The sequence below is a fragment of the Halorubrum amylolyticum genome (assembly GCF_004114995.1).
Lineage (GTDB): Archaea > Halobacteriota > Halobacteria > Halobacteriales > Haloferacaceae > Halorubrum > Halorubrum amylolyticum.
Genome location: NZ_SDJP01000016.1, coordinates 14,214 through 28,507 on the forward strand (window position 1 = coordinate 14,214; position 14,294 = coordinate 28,507).

The 14,294-nt window shown below is 70.3% G+C and carries 14 protein-coding genes, 1 tRNA gene and 3 pseudogenes; 7 read left to right on the forward strand and 11 right to left on the reverse strand.

The features are described from left to right. Window positions 1-93: 93 nt before the first annotated feature. Window positions 94-291 carry a DUF5800 family protein gene (locus ESO89_RS11500; protein ID WP_008003718.1) on the reverse strand — a complete coding sequence of 66 codons (198 nt, stop codon included), beginning with the start codon at window positions 289-291 and terminating at the stop codon, window positions 94-96. A 91-nt stretch (window positions 292-382) separates the two neighbouring features. Further along, window positions 383-565, reverse strand: coding sequence for a DUF5786 family protein (locus ESO89_RS11505; protein WP_008003716.1), 183 nt, complete (start codon window positions 563-565; stop codon window positions 383-385). Between the two features lie 150 nt (window positions 566-715). On the opposite strand from ESO89_RS11505, the gene ESO89_RS11510 reads away from it, so the two are divergent. Then, window positions 716-1,846, forward strand: a complete 1,131-nt coding sequence (locus ESO89_RS11510; protein WP_128905646.1) for a polymer-forming cytoskeletal protein — start codon at window positions 716-718, stop codon at window positions 1,844-1,846. A gap of 30 nt (window positions 1,847-1,876) precedes the next feature. On the opposite strand, the gene ESO89_RS11515 is transcribed toward ESO89_RS11510, so the two are convergent. Next, on the reverse strand, window positions 1,877-2,641 hold the full coding sequence (locus ESO89_RS11515) for a ribonuclease H-like domain-containing protein (protein WP_128905647.1): 765 nt from the start codon (window positions 2,639-2,641) through the stop codon (window positions 1,877-1,879). Between the two features lie 313 nt (window positions 2,642-2,954). Here ESO89_RS11515 and ESO89_RS11520 point away from each other — a divergent pair. Then, window positions 2,955-3,188: pseudogene (locus tag ESO89_RS11520) on the forward strand (SOS response-associated peptidase family protein); the annotation flags it as partial. Between the two features lie 26 nt (window positions 3,189-3,214). On the opposite strand, the gene ESO89_RS11525 reads toward ESO89_RS11520, so the two are convergent. The 4 genes from ESO89_RS11525 to ESO89_RS11540 all read right to left on the reverse strand — a co-directional run bounded on the left by ESO89_RS11525 (window position 3,215) and on the right by ESO89_RS11540 (window position 7,639). After that, window positions 3,215-4,714 carry a small ribosomal subunit Rsm22 family protein gene (locus ESO89_RS11525; protein WP_128905648.1) on the reverse strand — a complete coding sequence of 500 codons (1,500 nt, stop codon included), beginning with the start codon at window positions 4,712-4,714 and terminating at the stop codon, window positions 3,215-3,217. Window positions 4,715-4,787: 73 nt separating this feature from the next. Further along, on the reverse strand, window positions 4,788-5,561 hold the full coding sequence (locus ESO89_RS11530) for an NAD(P)-binding domain-containing protein (protein ID WP_128905649.1): 774 nt from the start codon (window positions 5,559-5,561) through the stop codon (window positions 4,788-4,790). Between the two features lie 55 nt (window positions 5,562-5,616). Further along, window positions 5,617-6,876, reverse strand: a complete 1,260-nt coding sequence (locus tag ESO89_RS11535; RefSeq protein WP_128905650.1) for an MFS transporter — start codon at window positions 6,874-6,876, stop codon at window positions 5,617-5,619. Window positions 6,877-6,952: 76 nt separating this feature from the next. Then, a complete protein-coding gene (locus ESO89_RS11540; RefSeq protein ID WP_128905651.1) occupies window positions 6,953-7,639 on the reverse strand; it encodes a thioredoxin domain-containing protein in 687 nt (228 codons plus the stop codon). 152 nt (window positions 7,640-7,791) lie between these two features. On the opposite strand from ESO89_RS11540, the pseudogene ESO89_RS11545 reads away from it, so the two are divergent. Together ESO89_RS11545 and ESO89_RS11550 are read left to right on the forward strand one after the other, a co-directional pair. Continuing rightward, window positions 7,792-8,085: pseudogene (locus ESO89_RS11545) on the forward strand (DUF5779 family protein); the annotation flags it as partial. A 63-nt stretch (window positions 8,086-8,148) separates the two neighbouring features. Beyond that, window positions 8,149-9,123: a sugar phosphate nucleotidyltransferase gene (locus ESO89_RS11550; RefSeq protein ID WP_128905653.1), complete on the forward strand. Its 975-nt coding sequence runs from the start codon at window positions 8,149-8,151 to the stop codon at window positions 9,121-9,123. An 82-nt stretch (window positions 9,124-9,205) separates the two neighbouring features. Here the strand turns inward: ESO89_RS11550 and ESO89_RS11555 are convergent, their stop codons facing one another. Together ESO89_RS11555 and ESO89_RS11560 are read right to left on the reverse strand one after the other, a co-directional pair. Next, window positions 9,206-9,424 carry a hypothetical protein gene (locus ESO89_RS11555; RefSeq protein ID WP_128905654.1) on the reverse strand — a complete coding sequence of 73 codons (219 nt, stop codon included), beginning with the start codon at window positions 9,422-9,424 and terminating at the stop codon, window positions 9,206-9,208. A gap of 58 nt (window positions 9,425-9,482) precedes the next feature. Then, window positions 9,483-10,949, reverse strand: a complete 1,467-nt coding sequence (locus tag ESO89_RS11560; RefSeq protein WP_128905655.1) for a DHH family phosphoesterase — start codon at window positions 10,947-10,949, stop codon at window positions 9,483-9,485. A gap of 192 nt (window positions 10,950-11,141) precedes the next feature. On the opposite strand from ESO89_RS11560, the gene ESO89_RS11565 reads away from it, so the two are divergent. From ESO89_RS11565 to ESO89_RS11570, 3 genes and pseudogenes are all read left to right on the forward strand, one after another. After that, window positions 11,142-11,215, forward strand: a tRNA-Lys gene (locus ESO89_RS11565). A gap of 304 nt (window positions 11,216-11,519) precedes the next feature. Then, a complete protein-coding gene (locus tag ESO89_RS18560; RefSeq protein WP_164932783.1) occupies window positions 11,520-11,657 on the forward strand; it encodes a hypothetical protein in 138 nt (45 codons plus the stop codon). Continuing rightward, window positions 11,639-11,767, forward strand: a pseudogene (locus ESO89_RS11570) (MFS transporter); the annotation flags it as partial. The gene ESO89_RS18560 and the pseudogene ESO89_RS11570, both read left to right, overlap by 19 nt. A gap of 86 nt (window positions 11,768-11,853) precedes the next feature. On the opposite strand, the gene ESO89_RS11575 reads toward ESO89_RS11570, so the two are convergent. Together ESO89_RS11575 and ESO89_RS11580 are read right to left on the reverse strand one after the other, a co-directional pair. Continuing rightward, the gene (locus ESO89_RS11575; protein ID WP_128905656.1) at window positions 11,854-12,963 is read right to left on the reverse strand and encodes a guanosine monophosphate reductase; all 1,110 of its coding nucleotides are present in this window, start codon (window positions 12,961-12,963) and stop codon (window positions 11,854-11,856) included. A gap of 113 nt (window positions 12,964-13,076) precedes the next feature. Next, window positions 13,077-14,243, reverse strand: coding sequence for a pyridoxal-phosphate-dependent aminotransferase family protein (locus tag ESO89_RS11580; RefSeq protein WP_128905657.1), 1,167 nt, complete (start codon window positions 14,241-14,243; stop codon window positions 13,077-13,079). Between the last annotated feature and the right edge of the window lie 51 nt (window positions 14,244-14,294).

Genomic DNA, 14,294 nt, shown 5'->3' on the forward strand with positions numbered 1-14,294 from the left:
ATCGTAAAATCGTACCGCATCGGCATCGAATCGCACACCGATCGGCTCGGTTACAGGTATCGCTGTCCTGACCGCCGCGACCGCCGCGACCGCCTACAGCACGTCGCCGATCCGCACCGGTTCGCCGTCGAGATCGGGCTCCTCGGCGACGATCTGTAACACCTCGTGATCGGTGACGTCGCGGTACCCCTTGCCGGTCGCCTCCTCGATCAGGTCCTTTTCGAGTTCGAACTCTGTGCCCTCATAGACCACGTCGACGCCGTCGTCTGTGAACGTCAGGTCGGTGCTCATGGAAGTCGGTAGGCTTCGGCCGGATAAAAAGGGGCGTGACACGGCGGCGATCGGCACGGTGGCCGGAGTTCCGCGTTCGAGGGCAGACGGCTTACTCGTCGTCTTCGTCGTCTTTCATCTCCGAGAGCCGTCCGACGAGGTCGTCGGTCGACGCGCCGCCCTCGATGGATACCTCGCCGTCGTGGTCGTTCTCGTGGACGTTCACGGCGCCGTCGTCGTCGGTGTCTACGTCCTGATCCTTCTGCTCGCTCTCGTCGTACGATCCGAATCCCATGTCTCAGCCTTCCGTGCCGGCCTGATAAGGGTAGTGACACCGCGACGGTTCGGCAACGCTCCGCACGGGACTTGGACGGACGACCATTGGCGTCCGACGCCCGTCGGACGACCCCATACGGTTTATACGGGCGGAGAGAGTTCTCCCGGTGTGTCGCTGAGGGGAGGCGGTCCGATCGAAGAGCTGGCCGTCCCGTCCGGGACGACCGTCGAGGAGCACGACCTCGTCACCGACGGCGACGTGCTCGTGGGCGGCCAGTCGACCGTGGAGTTCGGGCTCCGCGGGCGCAACGTCGCGCTCGGCGAGCGCGTGAGCGTCGAAAACGACATCGAGGCCGAGGGCGACTGCCGGCTCGACACGTGGTGTTCCGTCGACGGCAACGTCCTCGTCGGCGAGGACGCGTACCTCGGCGAGCGGGTGACCGTCACCGGTCGACTGATGGTCTCCGGCGACCTCGACATCGGCGACGACGTGACGATCGAGGAGGGGTTCGAGGCGAACGGCTGGATCGTCATCCGGAACCCCGTCCCCACCCTCGTCTTCTACTTCATCGTCCTCTCCCAGCTCCTGCGGCTCGGGGAGACCGACGCCGCCGACGACCTCGCGGAGGCGCTCGCCGACGGCGACGACGTGCGGGACCCCCTGCTGGTTCCGCGCGGCGCCGAGATCTCCGACGACGCGTGGCGCGTCTCGACGCCGGCGACCGTCGGCGACGACTGCCGGCTCCACGGCAACCTCCGCGCGGAGTCGATCCGCGTCGGCGAGCGCGACGAGGTGTTCGGCTCTCTCCGCGCCCGCGAGGGGATCACGGTCGGCGCCGACACGGTGATCCACGGCGACGTCACCACCCGCGGCGGGACGGTCACCGTAGAGGCCGGCGCGCGGGTGCTCGGCGACGTCTCCGCCGGCGACCTCGTCGTCCACGACGGCGCCGAGATCGACGGGAGTCTCCGCGCCCGCGGCGAGATGAAGCTCGTTCAGGAAACCGGGAGCGACGAGGGAGAGACCGGGAGCGACGAGGGAGAGACCGGGAGCGACGAGGGAGAGACCGGGAGCGACGAGGGAGAGACCGGGAGCGATGACGGCGAAAGTGGAAGCGAAGGCGAGCGCGATGATGCCGACGGGGTCGGTGAGCCGGACACCGACGAACCCTCCGCCGAGGATCGAGACGCAGAAACGGCGACCGAAACGGAGGGGGAAACCGCGGCCGATAGCGGGGCCGAGGTCGCCGACGAGGACCCCGACACCGAGAAACCGGACGCCGACGCGGAAGCGACGTAGCCGAGACGTTTCGCAGCGGTCCTGACGGTTCTACCGCTCGATCGTTTCGCCGACGAACACGTCCTCGTGAAGCGTCTCGGTGACGACGTCCGCGAGGGTCCGGAGATTTTCCGTGTCCTCGCGGTTGTACGAGACCAGCGTGTCGAGCGCGTCGTCGTCGCCGCGCTCGTACTCGCGCCAGAGCCGGACGGCGTCCCGCCCCGAGATGTCCGGGCGGTCGCGATCGATCCCGATCTCCTTCTCGATCGGCTTCAGCCCGCCGGAGAGCCCGATCCGCTTGCAGGGGTACATGAGATCGAGGTGGGGCGTGTCGATCTCGATGTCGAAGGAGGTCTCTAAGAACGGCACGTCGAATCGCGCGCCGTTGAACGTCGCGAGCAGGCTGGCGTCGGCGAACCGCTCGCGGAGGCGCTCGGCGGTGAGGTCCTCGCCGGCGACGAGCGTCGTCGTCTCGCCGTCTCGGTGGAAGCTCACCGTCGTCACCCGATCGCGGCGCTCGTCCAGCCCGGTCGTCTCGATGTCGAAGAAGCAGGTCTCCTCGCGGAAGTTCTCGTAGAGCCGCCAGCGCTCTCCGCTGGGGAATGTTCGGTCGAAGTAGGCGGAGTCGCCGTCGTCGAGGCGGGTCAGCGCCTCGGAGATGAACGACTCGATCCGGTCGGCGGTGGTCGCGCCGACGCCGGAAACGTCGACTGCGGGGTCGAACGACTCCCACGTGGTGACGCCCTCGCGCCAGAGCCGGCGTTCCGTCGTCTCGCCGACTCCCTTGACCGGGATGAAGCTGTTCTCGATGCGCATACCGGACCGGAGCGCTCCGCGGGCAAAAGCGCGACGGGAGCGGTCCGACTCGGCCGCGTCACCGGGACGCGGCGGGACGGCAGGTCTCAGCCGTCGTCGGTGTCGACGGTCACGTTGCCGGCGTCGATCGTCACGTCGTCGGTTCCGTTCGCCGGGTCGGCGTTCACCGACTCCGTTTCGAGCGCACCCGCGTCGAGCACGGTGAACGCGTTCGTGACGCTCCGATCGTCGAGGTCGACCCGTTCTCGGTCAACCCGTTTTCGCCGTCGACGACTGAGACGGCGACCGTCCCGTTCCGGGTGGCGGACTCGGCGTCGACGACCTCCATCACCGGATGGCGGTGATCCTCGATCCGGACGAGGAGGAGACGTGGCTCCGGGGCGACCCGGACGAGGAGGAGACGTGGCTCCGGGGCGACCCCGACGAGGCCGCCGCGCTGCTCGACCCGTATCCGGCCGACGAGCTGACCGCCTACCCGGTCTCCACGCGGGTGAACGCTCCGGGCGTGGACGCGCCGGAGCTGATCGAGCCGGGCAGCGGGGACTGAGGGGAATCGGACGCCCCCGCCCCTCTTCAGGGCGCCACCAGGTCGACGACGGTCTCGTCGTCGACGACCACGTTGTACGCCTCCTCGTCGTCGTTCCAGAGCACGAGCCCGTTCTCGACGAAGACCACCGAGCCGTAGTCGGCCGCCCGGAGGTCGTCGTTGAGCACGGTTTCGCGCGTGCAGACGAGATAGTGATCCACCGTCTGCGAGCCGTCGCCGACGAGGTAGAGGGCGTTGTCGCCGTCGCTGAGGTCGTGGCTCAGCTTCACGACGAGGTAGTTCACGCGGTCGGTGACGTGGGCTTCGGAGTCGGCCATGCGCGCGCAGCGCCCGTCGCTCGCCCGCACGTCGACCCGTCGTTTTCCGTCCGGGCGGAGAATCGCGTACGCGAACTGCACGTCGACGTTGACGAACTCCCCCGGCTCGTCCTCCGAGCCGCGCTCCGCGGCCTCGTCGAGCCGGCGCTGGAACGGCGGGACGTCGAGGTTGTCGGCCACGTCGAAGGACCACCCCCCGTCCGAGGGCGTCGCGTTCGGCCAGAGCCGGAGCGCCGGCGCGTACACCGACACGCCGGCCTCGGGGGTCGCGACCGCGCGCTCCACCTCGCGGAGCCCCATAGCCGTGTTGCGGTCGGCGGGCGCGAACGCGACGACGCTCCCGTCGTCGGCGAGCCGGGCGAGCGCGGCCTCGACGACCGCGGCCGGGTCGTCGAGCTCCGAGAGGACGTTCCCGAACACGACCAGATCGAACGCGTCGAGGGCGTCGGCGTCACCGGCGGCATCCCCGGCGGCGTCGCTCCCCGCCGCCCCGCCAGCGTCGCCGCCTGCCGACCCCCCGTCGGTCCCGAGGAACGCTTCCGCCGTCTCCGGGTGGATCGTCGGACGAAAGTTCCGGCCCGTCTCGTCGAGAACGCGGTCGAGCACGTCGGCGGCCGCGCTCGGCTCGACGGCGTGGTAGTCGACGACGGCGTCGTCGGGGAGGTAGTCGTGGAGTCCGAGCGCCGGGCCGCCCACCCCCGCGCCCACGTCGAGGACGCGGATAGTGCGGTCGAGCAGCCCGTTCTCGACGAGGTCGTCGAGGACGTGGCCGATCGTCGCGTAGTAGGCGGGGAGGTGGTAGATCGCGTAGCCGAGCGCCGCGACCCGGTCGTACGCCACGTCGTTCCCGTAGAGGTAGTCGTCCTTCAGCCGGCGCACCGCCTCGCGAAGCTCGTCGCCGGACTCCCCGCGGTGCCAGTTCGAGCCGAACTCCCGGACGAGCAGGTCTTCGAGGGCGAACGAGTACTCCTCCGGGAACGCCGCCGGCGCCCAGCCGGGAGCCGAGACGGGATCCTCGGAGACGGGCTCGAAGGCGCCGTCCTCGCGCTCGCGGAGCCGGAGGTCGAACGCCTCCTCGCGGAGGGTTTCGCGGACGACAGCCGGGTGGGCGCCCCCCTCCTCGATGTACTCCGCGATCTCCTCGGGGTCGATCGGTCTGACATTGCGCAGGTAGTTGGCGTTGTTCCGGACGGCTGCTCTGTCTATCATGTGGGTCCTCGTCTCAGTCGCGGTGTCGTCGGTCGTGGTCGCGGCGTCGTCCGCCGCAGTGTCGTCGGTCGCGTCACTCGTGTCGCTCCCGTTCCTCGCGGTCGCCGCGGGCGCGCTCGTACAGATCTCCGAACGCCCCCGGGTCGGCGTCGGCGATCTCGCGGGCCGCCGCAGCCACGTCGTCGGCGCCATCGAAGGCGCGCTGGATCTCGGCGTACACCGCGGGCGACCCCTCGGTGACGGTGTCGGCGACCTCGTCGAGCGCGGCCGAGACGGGGGTGTGGAACTCCTCGCGCACGTCGTCGCCCGCGACCCGCCACGCGAGCACGGCCGCGTGCGCGCCGGCCTGTACCGTCTCCATCGCCTCGTCGTGTTCCGCGGGCGTCGTCTCGAACACCTCGTTGCCGCCGGCCTCGATCGCGGCGGTGATCCCCTCGACGACCGGTCCGCCCTCGTCGGCGACCGCGGCGACGTTGCCGGGGACGCGCGGCGGCGCGAACAGCGGGTGGTAGCTCGCTCGCTCGCGGTCCGGGGCGTGTTCGCGCATCGCCGCGACCGCGTCGGTCATCTCCCCGGAGACGTCGCAGATCGCCCGCTCCGCGCGCGGCGCGTACGCCTCGGCGGCGGCGGGGACCGCCGACATCGGCACCGCGAGGCACACCGCGTCGTGGGCGGTGTCGCCGTCGGCCGGGACTGCCTCGGCGTCGCGTTCGGCGGCCGCGTCGGCGGCGACGTCCGGGTCGCGGTCTGCGAACGACACGGTCGCGTCGACCGGCGACTCGTCGGCCGACACGGTGTCGGCGATCCAGCGGCCGATCTCGCCGGCGCCAACCACGAGGATGTCCATCTGTCGTCCGTACGGTAGGGGCGGGCGCCTTAAAAGGGCTCGACTCGGACGGAACTCACTCCGACGGCGACCGCCCGGTCCCGCCGCCGAGACCGAGGAGGCCGCCGCCCGGCGCGATCGCCTTCACGGCCGGGAACAGCGCCAGCGCGATGGCGAGTTCGAGCCCGCCCACCGCGAGGAACGCGGGCGTGTAGCCGAACATGTCGGTGGCGCTCCCCCCGATGAGGAAACCGGCGAGGAACCCGAGCGAACCGAACACGTTGAACAGCCCCATCGCCGCGCCGCGGGCCTCCGGCTCGACGAGGTCCGTGACAAGCGCCATCGTCGCGGGCGCCATCAGCGCGCCGCAGACGCCGACGAGCACCATGAGCCCGGCCGCGACGGGGTAGATCGGCGCCGCGCCGACGCCGATGGTGACGATCCCGTACGCGATCGACCCGATCACGACGGGGAGGAAGCGCCCGACCCGGTCCGAAAGCGAGCCGAACGGGGCCTGCAGCACCGCGAAGGGGACGAAGAAGAGCGCGAGCGTCGCCCCCGCCGCCGCCGCGGAGAGGCCGAACGTCTCGGAGTCCTGGAAGTAGTAGACCCCGACCAACGCGAAGAAGCCGGCCGTGAGCCGGTCGACGAAGCCGAACGCGAGCGGGACCAAGAGGCCGCGGGTCGTCCGCGCCCGGGCGAGCACGTCGCGGAAGTCCACGTCGCCGTCCGAACCGTCCCCGCTCTGAGCGCTCGACCGATCCGCGACGACGCGATCGTCGACAGTGGCCGCGAGCAGCCCCGATCCCGCAAGCACCGCGGCGCCGGCGTAGACGGGGTAGAAGGCGTTCAGGTCGGCGAGCGCGCCGCCGACCACGGAGCCGACCGCCGCGCCGAGCCCGATGGCGACTCCGGCGGCCCCCATGTTGCGCCCGTTGCCGCCGCCCAGATCCATCAGCGAGGTGATCGCCAGCGAGAAGGCGCCGATGGTGAGCGCGCCGCCGACCACCCGGACCGCGAGCGCCGCCCGGAAGCCGAACCCGAACTCGGGGACCGCGGCGAGCGCGACGTACGAGGCCGCGCCCCCAAGCGCGCCGGCGACGATCAGGGGCGCCCGGCGACCGAGGGCGTCGCTCGCGGCGCCCCAGGCGACCGCGAAGGTCACGAACGCGCCGAACTCCGCGACGAGGAACCACATCCCGGCGTCGATGCCGGCGGGCGCGCCGAGCGCGACCACGAGGTCCGGCACCCCCGGGTAGAGGAGCACCTGCGAGATCAGCACGGCGAGCACGACGGCGCCCAGCCGCCGCCGGTCGCCGCGGTCGTCCTCCGTCATCTACTTATAAACCGTGCCGAACGCCCAAAAGACCGACGCTCGGGGAGCCGAAACGGTGGCCGCGGCGGAACCGCGCCTACAGCGCCGACTCGATCGCCGCCGCGATCGCGTCCGCGTCGTACCCGTCGACCGCCTCGCCGTCCACGAAGATCGTCGGCGTCCCCGAGACGCCCATCGACACGCCCTCGCTCCGGTCGCTCGCCGCCCCCTCCCCGTACGCCGCGAACCGCGCGTCGGCGATGGCCGCGCAGGGGTCCGCCCCGGCGGCCTCCGCGGCGGCGCCGATCGCCTCCCCGCCGTAGCTCCCCTGCGACTCGTAGGCGGCCGACGAGAACGCGAAGTACGCCTCGTCTCCCTGCCGCTCGCCGACTCCGCGGGCCGCGCTGGCGACGGGGGCCGCCCACGTCTCGTCGACGGGAATCGGGAAGTCCCAGTGCTCGTACCGGACGTCGCCGGGAGCGATGAACTCCTCGCGGATCGCCGGGAAATGTTCCAGCTCGTACGTCGCGCAGTGCGGGCACGTGAAGTCCTCGAACCCCTGCACCACGACGTCGGCGTCGGGGTCGCCGAGGACCGGTCGGTAGTCGAGGTCCGGGTCCGAGGGCTCCGTCAGATCGCAGTCGTACTCGCCGGTCGAGAGGTCGACGCCGCTGGTGTCGAGGCCGTCGTTTCCGCCGCCACCACCGCCGCCGAGACAGCCGGCCGCGCCGCCGACGCCCGCAGCCGCAACGCCCGCGAGCAGGGTCCGCCGCGTGTGTTCCATACCGCCGGTCCGGCCGGAACGCACTTAACCGCACCGAGAGGGGAAATCGGGGGCCTCGGTGCGGGGAAGCGCCCGCCGGCCGGGACGGCGGCCGCGGACGTCCGACGGGGACGCGTCCGAACGTTTTTGCCGGCGCCTCGCAACCCTGTGGTATGAGCGACTGGGACCTCGACCTGCGCGACGCCGAAGAGCAGATGGACGAGGCGTTCTCGGCCGACGGCGACGTCGTCCTCGGCGTCCTCGACGGGACGACCGCTCCCGACGAGTGGGTCCGCAGCGTCGACTACGGCAACACCCTCGTGTTGTCCGTCGACGGCGACCTCAACGAACTCGCCGCGGGGTTCGCGCGCGAGGTCAAAGACATGGGCGGCGAGCTGATGCACTTCCGCGGCTTCCTCGTCGTCACGCCCCCCGGCGTCACGATCGATACCGACCGGCTCGGAGAGTGACCGATTCCGACGGGTGATCCGAGCACAAGAGGTATGCCGTCGGCGGGAGACGGAGCGTCCATGAAAGCCGTCGTGCTCGCTGGGGGATATGCGACGAGGCTCTGGCCGATCACCGAGACCCGACCGAAGATGTTCCTGCCGGTCGGCGAGAACACCGTCATCGACGAGATATTCGAGGACTTAGAGGCCGACGACCGCGTCGACGAGGTGTTCGTCTCGACGAACGAGCGCTTCGCCGACGCGTTCGCCGACTACCTCGCCGACGGCCCGTTCGAGAAGCCCACGCTCTCGGTCGAGGAGACCGTCGCGGAGGACGAGAAGTTCGGCGTCGTCGGGGCGCTCGCCCAACTGGTCGAGCGCGAGGGCGTCGACGACGACCTGATCGTCGTCGCCGGCGACAACCTGATCAGCTTCGATCTGGGCGAGTTCGCCGACTTCTTCGAGAGCAAGGGAACGCCGACGCTGGCCGCCTACGACGTGGAGGACCGCGAGCGCGCCAAGCCGTACGGGCTCGTCGAGCTCGACGGCGACGAGGTCGTCAACTTCCAGGAGAAGCCCGACGACCCCAAATCGACGCTCGTCTCCATCGCGTGTTACGCGTTCCCCGCCGAGACGCTGCCGGACCTCTCGACGTACCTCGAAGACGGCAACAACCCGGACGAGCCGGGGTGGTTCCTCCAGTGGCTCCAGGAGCGCGGCGCGGTCCACGCGTACACCTTCGACGGCGCGTGGTTCGACATCGGCACCGCCGACAGCTACCTCGACGCGGTCGAATACGCCCTCGACGGCGGGACGCTCGTCGCCGACGACGCGACCGTCGAGAACTCCGACCTCGGCGACGTAGTCCAGGTCATGTCGGGCGCCACCGTCACCGACTCGACGCTCGAACGCACCGTCGTCTTCCCGGACGCGACGATCGCGGACTTGAAGATCAAAAACTCCGTGCTCGACGAGGGCGTCACGCTGGAGAACGTGAATCTCACCGGCGCGCTGATCGGGTCGCACACCTCGATCACCGAGGGCGACGAGTTCTAGCGCGCGGTCGTCGCTCGCGGGATGTCCGTCATTCGGCGTCCGTTGTCCGCCATCCGGCGGTCGGCGCCGATTTTCCCGCCCGTTACTTCCCCGCGGAGCTCCCGGCCTGCCGGTGCGTGTGGTGGAAGCAGTCGAACGCGGCGTCCGAGTCGGCCTCGGGCTCGACCGGGTGGAAACACACCCGCCGGTACCGCTCGTTGTCGAGGAGGTTGACCACGAACCCGTCGTCGTGCCGCGACACCGACGCGTACGGGTCGCCGCAGGCGGGACAGGTCTCGGGCGGGTCTTCGGGGACGTACATGTGCGACTCCCGGTTGGCTCCCGCTACGAGCCGGCGCGACAAAACCGCACCGGCGACCTCACGACCCGTTTCCGCCCTCGCCGCCGCCGCCCTCGACGCCGAGCGCGTCGAACAGCTTCCGGCGGACGGCCTCCTCGGTGAGGTGGAGCAGGGTGTCGCGGTTGTCGCCGCTCGACTCGATTCCGGTGAAGATGCCGAGCGGAATCGAAAGCGATCCCTGCGTCGAGTGGCCGGCGGCGTCGCCCATCTCCGAGAACGCCTCGTCGAGGACGTTGCCGATGTTCAGCCGGATGTCCTTCGAGCGCGCCGCGAGGTAGATGGTGTCGTCGGCGATCCCCAGGACGGCGGTGGTCGTGATCCCCTCCAGGTTGAGCAGGTGTTGGGCCGCCTGCGCGAGCGCCTCGCGGTCGCGGATGAACCCGGCCGTCGAGAAGAGGTGGCTTCCCTGCACCTCGCGGTTCTGGATCGCCTCCGCGAGCACGTCCAGCGTCTCCGGACTCATCGACGGTGACTCCACCTGTTCGAGCGTGTCGTGGTTCGCGAACGGGTGGAGGTAGGCGGCGGCGGTCAGGTCCGCGGGCGTCGTGTCGCGCTTGAAGTCGAGCGTTTCTGCGCGGATTCCGTAGAGGAGGGCGGTCGCGACCGCCTCCGTCGGCGACTGATCGAACTCTTGGAGATACTTCGTGAGGATCGTCGACGTCGAGGAGACGTTGGTCCGCACGTCGACGAAGCGAGCGTCGAAGGGGACCTCGGCCTCCAGGTGGTCGAGGTAGATGTCGATGTCCACGTCGAAGTCGAAGCCGTCCTCGGCCGACTTCGCGAGGTCGACCGCGGCGACCGTCCCGTACTCCGACAGCGGCGGGGCCTCCGAGCGCGCTAGGAGGTCGATCCCGAGGAGGTTGACGAACGCTCGGTTCTCTTGGTGACCCACGTCGCCGGTGTAGAGGATGTCCGCCTCGACGCCGAACGCCCCGGCGATCGCCTGCAGCGCGGTCGCCGACGCGATGGAGTCGGGCTCGGGGTTGTCGTGAGTCAGGATCGCCATCCGCCCGTCCCCGTCCTCGATGATCTCCGCGAGCTGGCGTGCCATGTACTCCAGCTCGCCGGTTTCGAGCGACTGGAGCGCGCTGTCGGCGATCACCGTCGAGGGGTTGATCACCACGTCGGCGCCGCGCTCGCGCAGCTCGTCCTCGCTGACGGGGTCCGAGGCGCGGACGACGACGTAGTGGTCGCCGCCGGTGTCGCGCACCGCCGAGACGGCCGCCTTGTTGGCCTCGACGTCGCTCGCGAGGATCAACACGATGTCCCGGTCGTCGAGCGCCTCGACCACGTCCGGGTCGGCGATGTCCTGCACGCGGGCGTTGAGGTCCTGGTCGCGGAGCGCCTCGACCCGGCTCTCGTCGCGGTCGAGGATGAGCACGTCCTTGCCGCGGCCGGTCAGGTCCTCCGCGACGGCGTGCCCGACGCTCCCACAGCCGAGGATCGCGTATCGCGTTCGCGCCGATCCGGATGCCCCACTACTCATTGCCCGCGATTTCCGCGGGACGACACTTAACGAGTGCGCTCTCCTCGCGGAGCGGGTGAGGGGAACAGTGCCGCCCGAGACGCTACTGCGTCACGGATTCGGGCCACTCCGCAGCGGTCGGTCGGTGGTCTCGCCGCCCGCGCGCCGTCGAATGAAAAGGCCTTTTACGTCGACGCGGGTACGAATCGATGAGGGCCGGTAGCTCAGTTAGGGAGAGCGACGGACTCTTAATCCGTCGGTCGCGTGTTCAAATCGCGCCCGGCCCGCTCCCCATATATACGTTTTCCACCTTCTACTGATAGGTTTCGGCGTTTTAGCGTCGTCTCAGGGGCCAGTGTCTCAAGCAGCGTTGACGCCCTCGATCTGCGCACCGCACTCCGGGCAGACTTCGTCGGCGCACGAGACTGCGAGGTCACACTCCGGACAGAACCGGCGGTCACAGGCTGGGTCGCCCATGCCGGAACGACCGTCCGGACACCTCATAAGTCCGACGGCGGTCCTCACCTTGCGTCGGGACTGGTACACGCTTCGAACCGAAACCGACTTTGAATCGATGGTCGCCGATCCGGTGTGAGCAACGCGGACGCGGGCGACGGGGCGAAGCGATCGCAGTTCTGGGCGCTCTACCTCACCCGGTTCGCCGAGGGGTTCGGCTTCATCACGCTCATCACCCTGTTAGGGACGTACGCTGGCTGCTGGTCGAGGTGAGCATGGCGGCCGTCTTCTCCGTCGGCGGCGCGTTCGCGATCACCGGCGTGCTGGCGTCCCTCGCGATACTCGCGAACGACCACGGCCGCGCGGCGCTGACGGCGTGGTAGGTGCCGGGTCGGTCACGCTGTCGGCAAATCCACAGCTCGTCGGCCACGAGAGAGCCGTCGGCAGGATGGCCCTCGTGTTCCGGTGATCAGTCGTCGCCTTCGGCCGCCGTCTCGCCGGTCGAGTCGGCGACTCGCTTCGTCTCGCTGTCCACGCTGATTCCCTCCCAGTCGTCGTCGGTGTGGAACCCCTCGCGCTCCTTCGCGCCGGGCGCGACACGGATGAACTCCGCCCGGTCACGGGCGCGCTCGATCGTATGGCCGCCGCAGTACGAGAGCCCCGAGCGAATCCCCTGACAGAACTCCTCGGCGACCGTCGCGACCGGTCCCTTGTACGGCGTCAGCGCCTCGACGCCCTCGTCGGCGCCCACGTCGACGCCCTTGTCGTCGCGGTCCTCGGCGGCGGCGGTGGTCGCCATCCCTCGCGACCGCTTGTACCGCGTTCCGTCGACCTCGACGACCGCGCCGGGCGCCTCCGCCGTGCCGGCGAAGAGGCTACCGAGCATCACGGTGTCGGCGCCCGCCATCAGCGCCTTCACCGCGTCGCCGGAGGTGCGGATTCCGCCGTCGGCACAGACCGTCACGTCCAGCTCCGCGGCCGCGGTCGCGCAGTCGTCGACCGCGGTCAGCTGCGGCACGCCGGCCCCGGCGACCTTCCGCGTGGTGCAGTGCGACCCCGGGCCGATGCCGACCTTCACGCAGTCGGCGCCGGCGGCCGCGAGGTCCTCGACGCCCGCGGGCGTGGCGACGTTGCCGGCGACGAGATCCGTCTCCGGGAACTCGTCAGCGATCTCCTCGACCGCCGTGATCGCCCGTTCGAGGTGCCCGTGCGCGACGTCGACGACGAGGGCGTCCACGTCGGCCGCGACGAGCGCTGCGCTCCGGGCCACGTAGTCCTCGTTGATGCCGACCGCGGCGGCGACCTGCTCGCCGGCCGCGGCCACGTCCTCGACCTGTGCCGCCTGCTCGTCGACGGTGAGAAAGCGGTGGAGCACGCCGAGCCCGCCGGCGCGGGAGAGTTCGATCGCCAGCTCCGCCTCCGTGACGGTGTCCATCGCCGCCGAGACCAGCGGCGTCGTCAGTTCGACGCTCGGCGTGAGCCGCGTCGAGAGGTCCGCGTCGCTCCGGCTGTCGACCGGCGACCGCTGCGGGACGAGCAGCACGTCCCCGTAGCTCAGTCCGGTTCGTAGATCGTTCATACCCCTACCGAGGGGAGAGACACTCACTAATAAATCCCTCGGCGGACGGTCGGGACCGGGCGGTGACGCTCCGGCCGGGGCGGCCACGATCGCTCTCGGGTGCCCCCGGCCGCTCAGAATCCCTGCTCCGCCAGCGCGTCCTCCAGCGCCGCGAGGACGTACTCGACGTTCTTCGGGCGGGCGGAGTGGCCCATACAGCCGATCCGCCAGATGTCGCCTTCGAGGTCGCCGAGTCCGGACGCGATCTCCAGGTCGTACTCCGCGATGAGGTGGTCGATGACGGTGCCGTCGTCGATCCCGTCGGGCACCCGCACCGCGTTCAGGCTCGGGAGCCAGTACTCGTCGGGGGCGTTCATTTCGAGACCGAGATCCTGCAGGCCCGCCTTCAGGTCGCCGGCGACCTCGCGGTGACGCGCCCACCGCGCTTCGATCCCCTCCTCGGCGACGAGGCGGAGCGCCTCGCGGAGCGCGTACACGTTGGTAATCGGCGCAGTGTGGTGGTACGAGCGGTCGTCCCCCCAGTATCCCTCAAGCAGCGAGAGGTCGAGGTACCACGACCGGGGCCGCTCGTCGCGGTCGAGCACCTTGTCCATCGCGCGGTCGTTGAGCGTGAGCGGGCTCGCGCCGGGCGGACACGAGAGGCACTTCTGCGGGCCGGAGTAGGCGGCGTCGATCCCCCACTCGTCGACGCGCAGCTCGACGCCGCCCAGCGAGGTGACGGAGTCGGCGATCACGAACGCGTCGTGGTCGTGCGCGATGTCGGTCAGCTCGGGGACGTTCGGCTGGAGGACCCCGGTCGAGGTCTCCGCGTGGACGAACCCGAACACGTCCGGCTGGTGCTCGTCGAACGCGCGCTCGACATCGACCGGGTCGAGGGGCTCGCCCCACGGCGCCGACACCTCGACGACCTCGCCGCCCGCGCGCTCGGCCATCGACTTCATCCGCCCGCCGAAGTAGCCGTTCGTCGGGACCAGCATCGTGTCGCCCGGCTCGACGAGGTTGCCGACGGCCGCCTCCATCGACGCCGACCCGGTCCCGGAGACCGGGATCGTCCATTTGTTGTCGGTCCGGAACGTGTAGCGCAATAGCTCCTGTACCTCGTTCATGATCTCGACGAACGAGGGGTCGAGGTGGCCGACGAGTGGCGTGCTCATCCCCTTGAGCACGCGCGGATGAACGTCGCTCGGTCCCGGTCCCATCAGCGTCCGGTCCGGCGGCGTCAGTTCGCCCACGTCCGGTACGTCGCCGTCTCGCTCGGTCAGCGCGGATGCGTCACCCATGGAGGGAGGTACCGAGAGCAGCGGCAAAAGCGCGACGGAACCCGAGAGGCG